Origin of the sequence: Pseudomonas cuatrocienegasensis (assembly GCF_900110925.1) — a bacterium.
Classification (GTDB): Bacteria; Pseudomonadota; Gammaproteobacteria; order Pseudomonadales; family Pseudomonadaceae; genus Aquipseudomonas; species Aquipseudomonas cuatrocienegasensis.
This window is the reverse complement of record NZ_FOFP01000016.1, coordinates 1-15,121: the sequence shown is the minus strand read 5'-3', so window position 1 is coordinate 15,121 and position 15,121 is coordinate 1. Positions and strand designations below refer to the sequence as shown.

Genomic DNA, 15,121 nt, shown 5'->3' with positions numbered 1-15,121 from the left:
TGGAACCTGGCGCCCGGATAGATGGCCTAATATGCGTTATCAATTGCCCCAAAGTCGAATCAGCATGAAGCGTTCAGTGTTCAGCGTAACCCTCGCCCTCCTCCTTGGGTGGAGCGCCCTGCCCGTGGCGGCAAAGACCAGCGCAGCAGACCCATGGGAGTATCTGCAGCCGGACCGCGAACAGGTCATCGCCAGCCTCAATGTGGTGGAGCTGCTCAACCGCCATCATTACAACAAGCCGCCGCTGGACGACGAGCGCTCGGTAAAAATCTATCAGGGCTACCTGAAGATGCTCGACCCCTCGCGCAGCTATTTCACCGCGGGCGATATCGCCGAATTCGATCGCTGGAGCACCCAGTTCGACGATCTGCTGAAAAACGGCAATCTGGAACCCGGCTTCGCCATCTACAAACGTCACCTCGAGCGTCTGCAAGGCCGCCTGAATTTCGCGCTGAACATGCTGAAAAAAGGCGTGGACAACATCGATTTCAGCGTTGACGAAACCCTGCTTATCGACCGCGAGAATGCGCCCTGGGCCAAGGATATCGCCGCCCTCGACGACCTCTGGCGCAAGCGCGTGAAAGACGAAGTGCTGCGCCTGAAGATCGCCGGCAAGGAACCCAAGGATATCCAGGAGCTGCTGGTCAAACGCTACAAGGCGCAGCAGGCACGCCTGCAGCAGACCCGTGGCGAAGACATTTTCCAGACCTACATCAACGCCTTCGCGATGTCTTACGACCCGCACACCACTTACCTGTCGCCGGACAACGCAGAAAACTTCGACATCAATATGAGTCTGTCGCTCGAAGGCATCGGTGCGGTGCTGCAAAGTGACAACGAGCACGTCAAGATCGTGCGCCTGGTGCCGGCAGGCCCCGCGGAAAAGAGCAAGCAGATTGCCCCGGCCGACAAGATCATCGGCGTGGCCCAGGGCGACAAGGAAATGGTCGACGTGATCGGCTGGCGCCTGGATGAAGTGGTCAAGCTGATCCGCGGCCCCAAGGGTTCCAACGTTCGCCTGGAAGTAATCCCGGCCAGCAACGCGCCGAATGACCAGACCAGCAAGGTTGTCAGCATCACCCGTGAGGCGGTCAAGCTGGAAGAGCAGGCCGCGAAGAAGTCGGTGATCGAACTGCAACATGAAGGCCGCGACTACAAGCTGGGCGTGATCGAAATTCCGGCGTTCTACCTGGATTTCAAGGCATTCCGTGCTGGCGACCCCGAGTACAAGAGCACCACGCGTGACGTCAAACGCCTGCTGACCGAATTGCAGGCCGAGAAGGTCGACGGTGTGGTCATCGATCTGCGCAACAACGGTGGCGGCTCGCTGCAGGAAGCCACCGAGCTGACTGGCCTGTTTATCGAACAAGGCCCAACCGTGCTGGTACGCAACAGTGACGGCCGCGTCGATGTGCTGGCTGACGAGAACCCCGGCACCTTCTACAAAGGCCCGCTCGCGGTCCTGGTCAATCGCCTGTCGGCCTCGGCCTCGGAGATTTTCGCCGGCGCCATGCAGGACTACCACCGCGCCCTGATTCTCGGTGGCCAGACCTTCGGTAAAGGCACGGTGCAGACCATTCAGCCGCTCAACCACGGCGAGCTGAAGCTGACCCTGGCGAAGTTCTACCGGGTTTCCGGGCAGAGCACTCAACACCAGGGGGTGATCCCTGACATCCAGTACCCGGACGTGATGAACACCAAGGAAATCGGCGAGAGCGCCCTGCCCGAGGCCATGCCATGGGACAGTATCCGCCCGGCGATCAAGCCCGAACTGGACCCGATCAAGCCTTTCCTGGCCGAACTGCAGAGCCGTTTCGAAACCCGCACTGCGAGCAATCCGGACTTTGCCTTCGCCCGCGAACGCCTGGCCCTGGCGACGCGCCTGATGGATGAGAAAACCGTCAGCCTCAACGAGCAGACCCGGCGCAAGCAGCAGGCCGACATCGAAGCCCAGCAACTGGCGATCGAAAACAACCGCCGCGAAGCCAAGGGTGAAACCATCCTGACCGAACTCAAGGAAGAGGACGAAGACGTCGCCGCTGCTGAGCTTGAAGACAAGACCAAGCCTCAGGACGATGCCTTCCTGGCTGAAAGCGGGCACATCCTGCTCGACTACCTCAACCTCAACACGCACCTGGCCAAGCAGTAACGCTCAGGCGTCATCAAACCGTCACGAAAGTGTCGTGAAATGCAGGGGCTGATCGTGTAGACGATCAGCCCCTTCGCATTTGTGGACAGAGGCCTCATGACCGTTACCGAGCAGTTGAGCGCGCTGGGGCACATTCTCGCCCACGCCGAGTTATCCAGCCTGTTCCAGCCCATCGTTTCACTCTCGGAGCAACGCATCCTTGGCTATGAAGCGCTCACCCGTGGGCCGTCCAATAGTCCTCTGCACTCACCGATCAACCTGTTCGCCGTGGCTCGCCAGGCTGGCCGACTAAGCGAGCTGGAACTGGCCTGCCGCAAGAGCGCCTGCAAACGCTTCAGTGAGCTCAAACTCCCTGGCAAGCTGTTTCTGAACGTCTCCCCGGAGTCTCTGCTGGAAGCCAACCACCAGCCAGGACGCACTCTGCAACTGCTGCAAACCTACGGCATCGCGCCCGCTGACGTGGTTATCGAACTCACCGAGCAGTCGCCGACCCACGACTTCAGCCTGCTCGATACCGCCCTGCACCACTACCGCGCCATGGGTTTCTCCATCGCCCTGGACGACCTGGGCGCCGGTTACTCAAGCCTGCGCCTGTGGTCGGAGCTGCGTCCTGACTACGTAAAAATCGACCGGCACTTTATCGATGGTATCCACCAGGATGCGGTTAAGCGCGAATTCGTCGGCTCCATTCTGCAAATGGCCAAGGCCTCCCGCGCCCTGGTGATTGCCGAAGGCATCGAACTGGACGAAGAGCTGGCAGTGCTGGCCGACATGGGCGTCGACCTGCTGCAGGGCTATCTGCTGTGCCGTCCTCAGGATGTTCCGCCGACCGATGCCCGCGCCCTGCTGCGCCGCATAGAGCCCACGCCACCGAGTATCAGCGAAGAAACCAGTGACCTGTCGCGCCTGTTGCTGGAACAGGGCGCTGTCGAGCAGAACACGGTGATTGCCAACGTCCTGGCTGCATTCAGCGCCCAGGCCAACCTCAACTCAATGGCGGTGCTCGATGCCGAACACTGCCCCGTGGGCATCGTCCATCGCCACTCGCTGTCCGAGGCCCTACTCAAGCCCTTCGCGGCCGACCTGTTCGCCCGCAAACCGATCAGCCGCCTGATGAGCCGGGATTTTCTCGCCGTGGACATTGGCCAGTCGCTGCAGAAGGTCAGCCGCCTGCTCACCAGCCGTGCCCGACAACGTATCGAAGAAGACTTCATCATCACCTCGGAAGGCCAATACCGGGGATTGGGCCGAGTGATCGACGTGCTCAAACTGATTACCGAAATGAAGATCCAGCAAGCACGCTATGCCAACCCGCTAACCCTGCTGCCAGGCAATGTGCCTATCCAGCAGTGCCTGACGCGCCTGCTGCAGCAGGGCCGTGAGGCTGCGGTCTGCTACGTCGACATCGACAACTTCAAACCATTCAATGACCTCTACGGCTACGCCAAGGGCGACGAAGTGCTGCTGTGCCTGGCTCACTGCCTGGGTCAACGGGTCGATCCGGCGCGGGACTTCGTCGGCCATATCGGCGGCGATGACTTTTTGCTGGTTCTTGGCTCGCCAGACTGGCGCAGCCGCCTGCACCAGTTGTTCGATGCCTTTCAAAGCGAGTGCCGACGCTTTTACCGTGAGGAACACCTGCAGGCCGGCTGCTTTATCAGCCACAGCCGCCAGGGCCAGCGCCAGGAGTTCGCCCTGCTGTCGCTGTCACTCGGCGTGGTGCATGTGCACCCGGCCCACTGTGCACAGCTCGATGCCGGTCAGTTGGCAGACCTGGCCTCCCAGGCCAAGCGTCAGGCCAAGGCCGTGCCCGGCTATAGCCTGCATGTGATCGATAGCCACAGCCTTAGCGAATGAGGCATGTCAGCACTGCGCGTGCTCAGCTAGAGGTGGCGGCCTGGGCGGCAAACGCGGCGCTTTTTCCCGCATCAGGCTCAACACCGGGCGCACCGTCCTGATAAAGGCTCGCCAGGCGCTGCGCCGCCAGGGGATGCCCGGCACGCAGCGCCAGCTGCCACCAATGCGCAGCCTGCTGACCATCGGCGGCGCCCAGTACATCGCCTTGCAAACATTGCACGCCAAGCTGGTAGGCCGCTTTGCCATCACCGGCTTCCCCAGCCAGACGCAACAAGCGCAGGCCCTCCTGACGGGCGCCCAAGCCCTGTCCGCGAAACAGTAGAATATGCCCGTAGAAGCTTTGGGCATCGCGATCACCCAGCGCCGCCATCCGTGCGAACTGGCCCTCGAGCCAACGCCAGCCGCGCGGCTGTTTTACCCACCAGGACCAGTGAAACAGCCGCCGGGCCAACCAGTAGCTCAATCGTGCGCGCAGGGCATGCAGCATCTATAGCGCCTCTGGATAGTCGAATTCGAACACCCGGGCGACTTCAGCCGCATGCCAGGAGGCAGCCGCAATGCCATCTGAAGGTCCGGGAAAGCGCCCCAGGCGTGTCGCGCAGTCGAAGAAGCCCGTACGCGGCAAACGGCTCGCCCCCTGGCTGATGACCAAGGCACTGCGCAGCGGGCGATCACCACGGGCGTCCAATGCTGCCAAATGCTCCAGGGCAGCCGCCAGGGTTTGCATGGCCGGACTGGGCAGGGCCAGACGCTCGATAAGGGCACGGTAGGTCACCAGATGACGCTGGCGCTGCGCATCGCCCAACTCACCGAGCAAAGCATCCCAATGCTGCCGGCTGATGCGCACGCTCAAGAGAGGGCCTCCCAGGCCTCGATACCCAGGTTCCAGGCCAACGCGCGCTGGATGGCCGCATCCGGCTGGCGCTCTCCGGATTCGATCATGCCGAGATAATGCGGGCTGATACCCACAGCACGCGCCAGCGCTTCGACCGTCAGGCCCTTGGCCTCACGCAGTTGCGTCAATTGCTGCAATGAAGGGGCTGACGCGGTGTCCGTTGTCACACTCTCCGGCTGCGCTTGCGCTGCTACGGCGGCGAGCAGCGCCTGATATTCGCCCCACGGCAGGACGGCATATTCCGGTTCGCCATCACGCCTGATCACTTGCACTTTCATTTATCGTCTCCCCATGGCCATCCAGGCCGACACCCTCGCACCTGCAGACAGGCTGCCATCTTAACAGCAGCCTGCATGGGTGCGGACGACCAAGGCGAACGTCAGAAAGCGGGAGGGTCGACTCGCTCGGCCACAGGCAAGCGCTCCAGTGCGGTTTGCGCCTGCACTGGCTGAGCGTCTCGCCAGGCACGAAAGGCCGCCAGCTCGCCCTGCCAGGTACGCATGACCCAGGCGAGCACCGCCAAGTCATCGAGCATACCAATGCCCGGCAGCCAGTCGGGGATCGCATCGAGTGGGGTAACGAAATACAGTAACGCCGCTACTACCGCGAGTAACGCCTGACGACTCACAGCACGATATTCACCCCGCCACCACGCTGTGCATAAGCCCTGCAATAACTTCAAGTCGGCCATTACGCCCTTGAAACGCCCCCCCGGCGGACCCGCTTTGCGCGAGACGGCCAGCAGCAGTGCCGGCAGTCGTCCACCGCGCAACAATGGGCGCGCCAACGCCAGGTAACGAACGAAATTCCACGGTGCACTCATCATCACTCCTTGCCAGCCCCCGTACTTACTGGGCTGCCTGTGGTTACCCACAGAAGCTGTGGATAACCTTGTGAACAGATTCTGGATGACTGCGGCAAACGCCCGTCTCATGCGGCTTTGGCACAGATCGCGTGTTTTTTGCCCAGCACTAAAAAACCTTTAAAATCAACAAGTTAAAAAATGCAAAAGGTTTTTACCAGCACCCCATCAACGGCTAATGAGAACGTCTGACAACATGTGCATAACCGTAACACCCACGAGTCGTCCAGTGGTTTTTTAGACAGTTTTAACGGGTACCAGGTTCGACTTTAAGCTCCCATAAACGACAACGCCCCGTCGAAACGGGGCGTCATGGCAAAGCAGCAGCAATTACTGGGCGGGAGCGGCTTGCTCTTCACCTTTGATGCTGATCAGCTCAAGATCGAACACCAGCACCGAGTTGGCCGGAATGGCCGGGCTCGGGCTCTGCTCGCCATAGGCCAGCTCGCTCGGGATGTAGAATTTGTACTTCTCGCCAACGTGCATCAGTTGCAGGCCTTCGACCCAACCTGGGATCACACCGCTGACCGGCAGATCGATGGGGCTGCCGCGCTCAACCGAGCTGTCGAAAACGCTGCCATCAGTCAGCTTGCCTTCGTAATGGACAGTGACCACATCGGTCGGCTTGGGCTGGGCGCCGTCGGCTTTCTTCAGCACTTCGTACTGCAGGCCGGACTCGGTGGTCACCACGCCTTCGCGCTTGCCGTTTTCTTCGAGGAACTTCTTGCCGGCCTTGGCCGCTTCTTCGTTCATCGCGGTCATGCGCTCTTCGGCACGCTTCTGCAGGAAGCCGAATGCTTCGACCAGCTCTTCATCTTTCAGACGCTGCTCTTTCTTGCCGATGGCATCTTCGATACCGAGTGCGACGGCTTTGGAGTCCAGATCGTCCATGCCTTCCTGAGCCAGGCTCTTGCCCATGTTCAGGCCGATGCCGTAGGAGGCTTTTTGTGCAGGGCTTTCCAGCTTGATATCACTGGTTTGCGAGTCGCAACCGGCCAGGACCAGGCCCACCAGAGCGACTGCCGCTGCTAAACGATGCTGTTTCATGCTTATTCCTTGTTCGGTGCGCCCGTAGGCAATCGAGTGAAAGCGCGAGCTTAGCAGGCCGCCACGATCACTGGCTACCCGGATCGGAGCCGAGAAAGCCCGATAAGTTCAAGTCTTCAAAGGATTTTTTGCAGATGCCGGCGAATGCGGCGAGAGATGTCACGAGAAGCTGGGGCGGGATGAAGCAGAGTAAAAAATGGCGCAGCGGACGGGACTCGAACCCGCGACCCCCGGCGTGACAGGCCGGTATTCTAACCGACTGAACTACCGCTGCGCGTAACCTCTAAAGCGAGTTTGGTGGGTGATGACGGGATCGAACCGCCGACCCTCTGCTTGTAAGGCAGATGCTCTCCCAGCTGAGCTAATCACCCTTCACTCTCGAAGTGGGGCGCATTCTAGAGAGCGTTCCGCACCTTGGCAAGCCCTGTTTTAAAAATTTTTTATTGATGCCGCAAGGAGTTAGCTCAGGCTTGGCCTGGAGCACCTGCGGGGACAATAATGCGCGACTCACGCGGATGCCCTGCCCTGCCTGTAAGAAGTAGTCGGGCACAATAATCGCGCCCACCGGTCATAGTAAGCCGCTCTCCTAACCGGAGACCTCGTCGAATGGCCTCGCCATGCGGCTTTCAATACGTTCTAAAGGAGATGTTCCTCTTATGTGGTTTCGCAACCTGCTGGTCTACCGCCTCACCCAAGACGTGCCCTTCGACGCCGACGCTCTGGAAGCGGCCCTGGCGGCCAAGCCGGCACGCCCCTGCGCCAGCCAGGAGCTAACCACCTACGGCTTTATCGCGCCATTCGGCAAAGGCGGCGACGCCCCGCTGGTGCATGTCAGCGGCGACTTCCTGCTGGTCGCGGCACGCAAGGAAGAGCGCATCCTGCCGGGTAGCGTGGTGCGTGACGCGCTCAAGGAAAAGGTCGACGAGATCGAAGCCGAGCAAATGCGCAAGGTCTACAAAAAAGAGCGTGAACAGCTCAAGGACGAAATCGTCCAGGCCTTCCTGCCGCGCGCCTTTATCCGCAAATCCGCGACCTTCGCCGCCATCGCGCCCAAGCAGGGCCTGATTCTGGTCGACTCGGCCAGTGCCAAACGCGCCGAAGACCTGCTCTCGACCCTGCGTGAAGCCATGGGCTCGCTGCCGGTGCGTCCGCTCACCGTGAAGATCGCCCCCAGCGCCACCCTGACCGACTGGGTCAAGAACCAGCAGGCCGCGCCCGACTTCCATGTACTGGACGAGTGCGAACTGCGCGACACCCATGAAGACGGCGGCGTGGTGCGCTGCAAGCGCCAGGACCTGACCGGCGATGAAATCCAGCTGCACATGAGCTCCGGCAAGCAGGTCACGCAACTGGCCCTGGGCTGGCAGGACAAGCTGTCGTTCATGCTCGACGACAAAATGGTGGTCAAGCGCCTGCGTTTCGAAGACCTGCTGCAAGATCAGGCCGAACAGGATGGCGGTGACGACAACCTGGGCCAGCTCGATGCCAGCTTCACTCTGATGATGCTGACCTTCGTTGACTTCCTCCCAGCACTGTTCGAAGCCCTCGGCGGCGAAGATACGCCCCAGGGTCTCTGATCCCACTCAGGGCTGCCACTTGGCGGCCCTTTTTCTATGCCTTGAAGGAAACCGCCCATGCGCGCCCTGATCGCTCTCAGCCGCTTTGTCGGCAATACCTTTGCCCTCTGGGTGCTGCTGTTCGCCGTGCTGGCGTTCCTGCTACCCGCAGCATTCTTGCCGCTGACTGCCTGGATCGTGCCGCTGCTCGGTTTGATCATGTTCGGCATGGGCCTGACGCTCAAGGCCGAGGATTTCCGCGAGGTCGCCCGCCGCCCACTGTGGGTCGCCCTCGGCGTACTCGCACAATTCATCATCATGCCGGGCCTTGCCTGGTTGCTGTGCAAGGCGCTGGCGCTGCCAGCAGAAATCGCAGTGGGGGTAATTCTGGTCGGCTGCTGCCCTGGCGGCACGGCCTCCAACGTCATGACCTGGTTCGCCCGCGGCGATGTTGCCCTGTCGGTATCGATCACCGCCGTGACCACCCTGCTCGCGCCCCTGGTGACGCCCTCGCTGATCTGGGCACTGGCATCCGAGTGGTTGCCTGTGTCGTTCTCGGCGATGTTTATCTCGATTCTGAAAATGGTCCTGCTGCCCATCGTATTGGGGCTCATCGTGCGGCGTTTGCTGGGCAACCGGGTACAGCTGGCCGTGGAAGTGCTACCGCTTATCTCGGTGCTGAGCATTGTGGCCATCGTCGCTGCGGTGGTGGCCGCCAGCCAGGCGCGGATCGCCGAATCCGGTCTGCTGATCATGGCGGTGGTGGTGCTACACAACGGCATCGGCCTGGGCCTGGGCTTTCTTGCGGGGCGTGTATTCGGCCTGCCGCTGGCGCAGAGCAAGACCCTGTCGATTGAGGTCGGCATGCAGAACTCCGGTCTCGGCGCCGCCTTGGCCAGTGCCCACTTCTCGCCGCTGGCGGCGGTGCCCAGCGCGCTGTTCAGCGTCTGGCACAACCTCTCCGGCCCGCTGGTTGCGACGCTCTACCGGCGCCTCGACGATGCCTCCAAACAGGCGCCCGAACAGAAAGCCTAAGGCACCTGCCGGCGCCCCGCCTGCTATTCGAGCGGGGCGCTATAGGCTTAGCGACGCTCGCCGCGCAGCGCGGTGACCTGCACTTGCAACAGTTCGCAACGCGCCATCTCTGGTGCCACAGGCGCACCTGCAACCAGCCCGACCCGTGACCAGATTCGGCGGAACAACCGCTTGCCCGGTGCCCGGCTGAAGAAACTGCCCCACAGCCCCTGCAGCGCCATCGGCACCACCGGCACCGGATTCTCCGCAAGGATGCGCTCGACTCCGGCGCGGAAGGTGTCGATCTCGCCATCGGCCGTCAGCTTGCCTTCAGGGAAGATGCACACCAGCTCACCATCGCGCAGGTACTCGGCGATCTTCTTGAACGCAGCGTCATACACCAGCGGGTCTTCGTTGCGCCCAGCAATCGGCACCGTACCGGCCGTGCGGAAGATGAAATTGAGCACCGGCAGCCGGTAGATCTTGTAGTACATGACAAAGCGAATCGGCCGGCGCACAGCGCCACCAATCAGCAGGGCATCGACGAAGGAAACGTGGTTACACACCAGCACCGCAGCACCCTCCTCCGGAATGGCATCCAGCCCCTTGTGTTCGACCCGGTACAGCGAATGGCCGAGCAGCCAGATCAAAAAGCGCATGCTGAACTCGGGCACGACCTTGAAGATGTAGCTGCTGACCGCGATGTTCATCAGCGAGATCACCAGGAACAACTGCGGAATCGACAGCTCGGCCACGCTCAGAAAGAGGATCGAGACGATGGCCGAGACCACCATGAACAGCGCGTTGAGAATATTGTTGGCGGCGATCACCCGCGAGCGCTCGTGGGCCGCGGTGCGCGACTGAATCAGCGCGTACAGCGGCACGATATAGAACCCGCCGAACAGGCCAATGCCCATCACCGAACCGAGAATCCACCAGGCCTGCCCGTAACTCAGCACGCCCAGCCAATCGTGCGGCTGCACATCCTGAGGGAAGCCGCCGGAGTGCCACCACAGCAACAGACCGAACAGGGTCAGGCCGATGGAGCCAAAGGGCACCAGACCGATCTCGACCTTGTGCCCACTCATGCGCTCACAGAGCATCGAGCCCAGGGCAATGCCAATCGAGAACACCGTGAGAATCAGGGTGACCACGCTTTCATCGCCGTGCAGCCACTCCTTGGAATAGGCCGGTATCTGCGTCAGGTACACCGCGCCGAGAAACCAGAACCAGGAGTTGCCGACCATCGAGCGTGATACCGCAGGGCGTTGCCCCAGGCCCATCTTCAGGGTGCGCCAGGACTGGCGAAAGATGTTCCAGTCGAGCGGCAGCTCGGGCAGCGCCGCAGCAGCACGGGGGATCTTGCAACTGGCGATAAAGCCCAGCACAGCCACCACTACCACGGCGCTGGCGACCCAATTGGCGTAGGCACTGCCGGCCATCATGATGCCGGCGCAGATGGTCCCGGCGAGAATAGCCAGAAAGGTGCCCATCTCCACCAACGCATTACCGCCAACCAACTCATGCTCTTCAAGGTGCTGCGGCAGGATCGAATACTTCACCGGGCCGAACAGCGCCGACTGCGTACCCATGGCGAACAGCACCGCCAACATCAGCGGCAGGTTGTTGAACAGCACGCCCGCCGCACCCGCCAGCATGATCACAATCTCGGCGAACTTGATGGCGCGGATCAGCCGATCCTTGGCGAACTTTTCGCCAAACTGGCCACCGAGCGCAGAAAACAGAAAAAACGGCAGGATGAACAGCAAGGCGCAGAGGTTGATCAAGAAATCACGGTCGGCATTGACCGTCAGCTTGAACAGGATGACGAGAATCAGCGACTGCTTGAAAATATTGTCATTGAACGCGCCAAGCAGTTGGGTCACGAAGAACGGCAGAAAACGCCGACTGCGCAGCAGAGCGAATTGCGAATGGGGGGTCATCGTCCGTATCCCTGTAATGGCCGACTGGTGTGGGCTGGCAAGCAATGGCCGGCTGCGTGAAAACCCACGAGCCGGGCCATTTTTGCATCAGCCTACCAACAAACCGCAGCCGTTACAGCGGCAGCTGTCCCATCGCCCAGCGCAGCAGAAAGAACAGCAGAAAACCACCACCGATAGTAGCCAGCAGATGCCGGGTGAACGCGGCAATCGCAATCGCCGCCAGCCCGGCCCAGAGGTACGCATTATCCAGGCCCAACTGCCAGTGCTGGCCATCGGGCAACAGCATCCCCGGTACCACGATGGCCGTGAGCACCGCCGTCGGTACGTAGTGCAGGCCCTGACGCACCAGCGTCGGGAAACGCAGATCAGGAAACGCGAACAGGCTGTAACGGGTGGCAAAGGTGATCGCCAGCATGCCGGCGATAAGTAGCCAGTTTTCCATCAGCACACCTCCAAAACACGGCTCTGGGCGCGGCGCTCGAGCAGCACCCCCAGCACAATCCCGCTAAACGCCGCCGCTAGCAGACCGAGTTTGTAGGGCAGCCCATGGCAGACCAGGGCCACGCCAGCGGCAACCAGGGCGGCAGCCACCTGTGGACGGTTGCGCAGCATCGGCACGACAATCCCGATAAAGGTCGCGAGCATGGCGAAGTCCAGCCCCCAGGCTTCCAGGTTGGGCACCTGCTGGCCGAACAAAACGCCCACCAGGGTACACAGCTGCCAGTTCAGGTACATCGCCAGGGCTGCGCCAAGAAAGTACCAGTGCTTGTTCGGCGAGGCATCGGACGCTGCATAACGATGCACCACCACCGCGTAAGCCTCATCGGTGAGCCAGAAGGCCAGGGGCATGCGCCAGCGCTTGGGCAGCTGCCGTACATGGGGTTGCAGGCTGGCGCTGTACAACGCATGGCGCAGGTTGACCACAAAAGTGGTGAGCAGCAGCACTGCCAGACCAACGCCCGCGCCCAGCAGGCTCAGGGCGATAAACTGCGCGGAGCCGGCGAATACCAGCAGCGACATACCCAGCGCCTGCCAGGTGCTGAGTCCGGCAGCGCCGGCCAGGCTGCCATAGATGATGCCGAAGGGGATGGCGCCGAGCAGCATGGGCAGCATGTCGCGGGCGCCTTGGGTGAACTCGTGTTGACGGGTCATGATGCACTCTCCAGAGCGCGCCACCCTACCCGGCGCGCGCCGGCACGTCTTGTACGATCTTGCGCGACACAACTGCCCATGGTGGCGAGTTGTAAGCGTGCGTCATTTGCTTATAAGATCGCGGCTTCCCCGTTTCGTCGCCCTGTGCGGCTTCCAGCCGCAGGTTCTGCCGTTTTTGTCCGTTACACCTGGCCCTTGAACCTGCGCTCTGTTGTCAAAAGGTAGTTAAGGATGAGCGCAAGACACTTTCTCTCGCTGAAGGACTGCACACCGGCCGAACTGGTGAGCCTGATCCGCCGCGGTATGGAGCTGAAGGACTTGCGCGACCGCGGCGTACTCTTCGAGCCGCTGAAAAATCGCGTGCTGGGCATGATCTTCGAGAAAGCCTCGACCCGCACGCGCCTGTCGTTTGAAGCCGGCATGATCCAGCTCGGCGGCCAGGCCATCTTTCTTTCGCCGCGCGACACCCAGCTCGGCCGTGGCGAACCGATCGGCGATGCCGCCATCGTCATGTCACGCATGCTCGATGCCGTGATGATCCGCACCTTTGCCCACAGCACGCTCACCGAGTTCGCCGCCAATTCGCGGGTACCGGTGATCAACGGCCTGTCCGATGACCTGCACCCCTGCCAGTTGCTGGCCGACATGCAGACCTTCCAGGAACATCGCGGCAGCATCAAAGGCAAGACCGTAGTGTGGATCGGCGACGGCAATAACATGTGCAACTCCTATATAGAGGCGGCGCTGCAGTTCGACTTCCAGCTGCGCGTCGCCTGCCCCGAGGGTTATGAGCCCAACGCGGCCCTGCTGGCCGAAGCCGGTGACCGGGTACGGGTGCTGCGCGACCCGCGCGAAGCGGTCGAGGGCGCCCACCTGGTCAGCACCGATGTCTGGGCCTCCATGGGCCAGGAAGACGAGATTGCCGAGCGCAAGAGCCTCTTCGCGCCCTACCAGGTGACCCGTGCACTGCTCGACAGCGCTGCGCCCGAGGTGTTGTTCCTGCACTGTTTGCCGGCGCATCGCGGCGAGGAAATCAGCATGGACCTGCTCGACGACCCACGCTCGGCCGCCTGGGATCAGGCTGAAAACCGCTTGCACGCACAAAAGGCATTGCTCGAATTTCTCGTTGAGCCGGCGTACCACCACGCATGAGCCAACCCCTGCTGCTGAACCTGCGTGACCTGAGCTGCGGGTATCACGCCCATACGGTGGTGCAGAATCTCAATCTGCACCTCAATGCCGGCGATATCGGCTGCCTGCTCGGCCCCTCCGGTTGCGGCAAGACCACTACTTTGCGCGCCATTGCCGGCTTCGAGCCGGTGCTCGAAGGCGAGATTCAGTTGGCCGATACGGTGATTTCCCGCGCCGGCTACACCCTGGCCCCGGAGAAGCGGCGCATCGGTATGGTGTTCCAGGATTACGCCCTGTTCCCGCACCTGACGGTGGCCGAGAACGTCGCGTTCGGCATTCGCAAGCAGGCCGACTGCAGCCAGGTCACCGCCGAGCTGCTGGCCTTGGTCAAACTCGATGCCCTGGGTAAACGTTACCCCCATGAACTGTCAGGCGGTCAGCAACAGCGCGTGGCCCTGGCCAGGGCGCTGGCCCCGGCACCACAGTTGTTACTACTCGACGAGCCGTTTTCCAACCTCGACGGCGAGCTGCGCCGACGCCTGAGCCATGAGGTGCGCGACATTCTTAAAGCGCGCGGTACCAGCGCGATTCTGGTCACCCATGATCAGGAAGAAGCCTTTGCCGTCAGCGACCATGTCGGGGTGTTCAACCGCGGTCGCCTGGAACAATGGGACACCCCATTCAACCTCTACCACGAGCCGCTGACGCCCTTTGTCGCAAGCTTTATCGGCCAGGGCTACTTTATCCGCGGCCAGTTGCTCAGCCCGGATGCTGTGCAGACCGAACTCGGTCTGATCCGCGGTAACCGTGCCTACACCTGGCCCACCGGCAGCGCCGTGGATGTGCTGCTGCGCCCCGATGATATCGTCTACGCCCCCGACAGTGATTTGCAGGCTCTGATCGTTGGCAAGACCTTCCTCGGTGCAGCGACCCTGTACCGTTTGCAGCTCGCCACCGGCAGCCAGCTAGAGGCGATTTTCCCCAGCCACGCCGACCACCAGCCCGGTCAGAATGTCGGCATCCGCGTCGCCGCCGACCATCTGGTGGTGTTCGCTGCGCCGGGCAGCATCGCCGCCCAGGTCAACCTGGGTGAGTCCGGCGTACGCCGCTACAGCAGCGCCAGCTAGCTTAGGATCTGTTGACGCTCCGAAGCGGCCGGGACGCAAGGCGATGTCCCAGTGCTGTATTGCACAGCACCGATTGCTTTTCGTAGACATCATGGATTGACCTGCCCCACCTCGAGAACGCGGGTTATGTTTTCGGGGTGGGAAACACCTTCAACACAGAGCCGCATCGAGGGGGACAGGTCATGAATGAGTTTAACCAAGTCTATGTGGGTTTGGACGTACACAAAGCGACAATTGCCGTGGCAGTGGCCCGGACGGGGCGTGGTGATCCGTACTATCACGGTACTATTGAGAACAGTGCCGCCGCGCTGCGTAAGCTGCTCAAGCAGTTGAGCCAGTCGGGCGAGGCGTTGAGTTTCTGCTACGAGGCCGGCCCCTGCGGCTACGG

14 protein-coding genes, 2 tRNA genes and 1 pseudogene are annotated in these 15,121 nt (G+C 61.6%); 7 read left to right on the top strand and 10 right to left on the bottom strand.

From position 1 onward, the window contains the following. The first annotated feature begins 64 nt into the window (after positions 1 to 64). Both BMW49_RS19000 and BMW49_RS18995 read left to right on the top strand, forming a co-directional pair. On the top strand, positions 65 to 2,149 hold the full coding sequence (locus tag BMW49_RS19000) for a carboxy terminal-processing peptidase (RefSeq protein ID WP_069518623.1): 2,085 nt from the start codon (positions 65 to 67) through the stop codon (positions 2,147 to 2,149). Between the two features lie 96 nt (positions 2,150 to 2,245). After that, positions 2,246 to 4,006 (top strand): bifunctional diguanylate cyclase/phosphodiesterase, encoded by a 1,761-nt coding sequence (locus BMW49_RS18995; RefSeq protein ID WP_069518625.1) that lies wholly within the window; start codon positions 2,246 to 2,248, stop codon positions 4,004 to 4,006. A 22-nt stretch (positions 4,007 to 4,028) separates the two neighbouring features. Here BMW49_RS18995 and BMW49_RS18990 read toward each other — a convergent pair whose 3' ends face one another. The 7 genes from BMW49_RS18990 to BMW49_RS18960 all read right to left on the bottom strand — a co-directional run bounded on the left by BMW49_RS18990 (position 4,029) and on the right by BMW49_RS18960 (position 7,181). Continuing rightward, positions 4,029 to 4,493: an SEL1-like repeat protein gene (locus BMW49_RS18990; RefSeq protein ID WP_069518627.1), complete on the bottom strand. Its 465-nt coding sequence runs from the start codon at positions 4,491 to 4,493 to the stop codon at positions 4,029 to 4,031. After that, positions 4,494 to 4,859: a hypothetical protein gene (locus BMW49_RS18985; RefSeq protein ID WP_069518629.1), complete on the bottom strand. Its 366-nt coding sequence runs from the start codon at positions 4,857 to 4,859 to the stop codon at positions 4,494 to 4,496. Beyond that, positions 4,856 to 5,179: a helix-turn-helix domain-containing protein gene (locus BMW49_RS18980; RefSeq protein WP_069518631.1), complete on the bottom strand. Its 324-nt coding sequence runs from the start codon at positions 5,177 to 5,179 to the stop codon at positions 4,856 to 4,858. Before BMW49_RS18980 ends, BMW49_RS18985 begins: the two co-directional genes overlap by 4 nt. Positions 5,180 to 5,280: 101 nt before the next feature. Next, on the bottom strand, positions 5,281 to 5,724 hold the full coding sequence (locus BMW49_RS18975; protein ID WP_069518633.1) for a YkvA family protein: 444 nt from the start codon (positions 5,722 to 5,724) through the stop codon (positions 5,281 to 5,283). 369 nt (positions 5,725 to 6,093) lie between these two features. Further along, positions 6,094 to 6,810, bottom strand: a complete 717-nt coding sequence (gene bamJ, locus BMW49_RS18970; protein ID WP_069518635.1) for a BamJ family beta-barrel-assembly machinery protein — start codon at positions 6,808 to 6,810, stop codon at positions 6,094 to 6,096. A gap of 197 nt (positions 6,811 to 7,007) precedes the next feature. Next, positions 7,008 to 7,084: transfer RNA gene (locus BMW49_RS18965), tRNA-Asp, on the bottom strand. Between the two features lie 21 nt (positions 7,085 to 7,105). After that, positions 7,106 to 7,181, bottom strand: a tRNA-Val gene (locus tag BMW49_RS18960). 285 nt (positions 7,182 to 7,466) lie between these two features. On the opposite strand from BMW49_RS18960, the gene rdgC reads away from it, so the two are divergent. Beyond that, on the top strand, positions 7,467 to 8,387 hold the full coding sequence (gene rdgC, locus BMW49_RS18955; RefSeq protein ID WP_069518637.1) for a recombination-associated protein RdgC: 921 nt from the start codon (positions 7,467 to 7,469) through the stop codon (positions 8,385 to 8,387). A 57-nt stretch (positions 8,388 to 8,444) separates the two neighbouring features. Beyond that, entirely contained in the window at positions 8,445 to 9,401 is a 957-nt protein-coding gene (locus BMW49_RS18950; protein ID WP_069518639.1) for a bile acid:sodium symporter family protein, read from the top strand. Between the two features lie 47 nt (positions 9,402 to 9,448). On the opposite strand, the gene BMW49_RS18945 is transcribed toward BMW49_RS18950, so the two are convergent. The 3 genes from BMW49_RS18945 to BMW49_RS18935 all read right to left on the bottom strand — a co-directional run bounded on the left by BMW49_RS18945 (position 9,449) and on the right by BMW49_RS18935 (position 12,475). Beyond that, the gene (locus tag BMW49_RS18945) at positions 9,449 to 11,323 is read right to left on the bottom strand and encodes an MFS transporter (RefSeq protein WP_069518640.1); all 1,875 of its coding nucleotides are present in this window, start codon (positions 11,321 to 11,323) and stop codon (positions 9,449 to 9,451) included. Positions 11,324 to 11,435: 112 nt separating this feature from the next. Further along, positions 11,436 to 11,765, bottom strand: a complete 330-nt coding sequence (locus BMW49_RS18940) for an AzlD domain-containing protein (protein ID WP_069518642.1) — start codon at positions 11,763 to 11,765, stop codon at positions 11,436 to 11,438. Next, positions 11,765 to 12,475: an AzlC family ABC transporter permease gene (locus BMW49_RS18935; protein WP_069518645.1), complete on the bottom strand. Its 711-nt coding sequence runs from the start codon at positions 12,473 to 12,475 to the stop codon at positions 11,765 to 11,767. Before BMW49_RS18935 ends, BMW49_RS18940 begins: the two co-directional genes overlap by 1 nt. Before the next feature lie 231 nt (positions 12,476 to 12,706). Here BMW49_RS18935 and argF point away from each other — a divergent pair, with 231 nt between their 5' ends. From argF to BMW49_RS18920, 3 genes and pseudogenes are all read left to right on the top strand, one after another. Next, the gene (gene argF / locus BMW49_RS18930; RefSeq protein ID WP_069518647.1) at positions 12,707 to 13,627 is read left to right on the top strand and encodes an ornithine carbamoyltransferase; all 921 of its coding nucleotides are present in this window, start codon (positions 12,707 to 12,709) and stop codon (positions 13,625 to 13,627) included. Continuing rightward, positions 13,624 to 14,733, top strand: coding sequence for an ABC transporter ATP-binding protein (locus BMW49_RS18925; RefSeq protein WP_069518649.1), 1,110 nt, complete (start codon positions 13,624 to 13,626; stop codon positions 14,731 to 14,733). The genes argF and BMW49_RS18925 overlap by 4 nt, the downstream gene beginning before the upstream one ends. 182 nt (positions 14,734 to 14,915) lie before the next feature. Beyond that, positions 14,916 to 15,121 (top strand): annotated as a pseudogene (locus tag BMW49_RS18920) (IS110 family transposase); the annotation flags it as partial.

Coding starts and splice junctions, on each gene's coding strand:
- BMW49_RS19000 (WP_069518623.1), top strand. CDS start 65: ATGAAGCGTTCAGTGTTCAGCGTAACCCTCGCCCTCCTCCTTGGGTGG.
- BMW49_RS18975 (WP_069518633.1), bottom strand. CDS start 5,724: ATGAGTGCACCGTGGAATTTCGTTCGTTACCTGGCGTTGGCGCGCCCA.
- BMW49_RS18990 (WP_069518627.1), bottom strand. CDS start 4,493: ATGCTGCATGCCCTGCGCGCACGATTGAGCTACTGGTTGGCCCGGCGG.
- rdgC (WP_069518637.1), top strand. CDS start 7,467: ATGTGGTTTCGCAACCTGCTGGTCTACCGCCTCACCCAAGACGTGCCC.
- BMW49_RS18995 (WP_069518625.1), top strand. CDS start 2,246: ATGACCGTTACCGAGCAGTTGAGCGCGCTGGGGCACATTCTCGCCCAC.
- BMW49_RS18935 (WP_069518645.1), bottom strand. CDS start 12,475: ATGACCCGTCAACACGAGTTCACCCAAGGCGCCCGCGACATGCTGCCC.
- bamJ (WP_069518635.1), bottom strand. CDS start 6,810: ATGAAACAGCATCGTTTAGCAGCGGCAGTCGCTCTGGTGGGCCTGGTC.
- BMW49_RS18940 (WP_069518642.1), bottom strand. CDS start 11,765: ATGGAAAACTGGCTACTTATCGCCGGCATGCTGGCGATCACCTTTGCC.
- BMW49_RS18980 (WP_069518631.1), bottom strand. CDS start 5,179: ATGAAAGTGCAAGTGATCAGGCGTGATGGCGAACCGGAATATGCCGTC.
- BMW49_RS18925 (WP_069518649.1), top strand. CDS start 13,624: ATGAGCCAACCCCTGCTGCTGAACCTGCGTGACCTGAGCTGCGGGTAT.
- BMW49_RS18950 (WP_069518639.1), top strand. CDS start 8,445: ATGCGCGCCCTGATCGCTCTCAGCCGCTTTGTCGGCAATACCTTTGCC.
- BMW49_RS18945 (WP_069518640.1), bottom strand. CDS start 11,323: ATGACCCCCCATTCGCAATTCGCTCTGCTGCGCAGTCGGCGTTTTCTG.
- argF (WP_069518647.1), top strand. CDS start 12,707: ATGAGCGCAAGACACTTTCTCTCGCTGAAGGACTGCACACCGGCCGAA.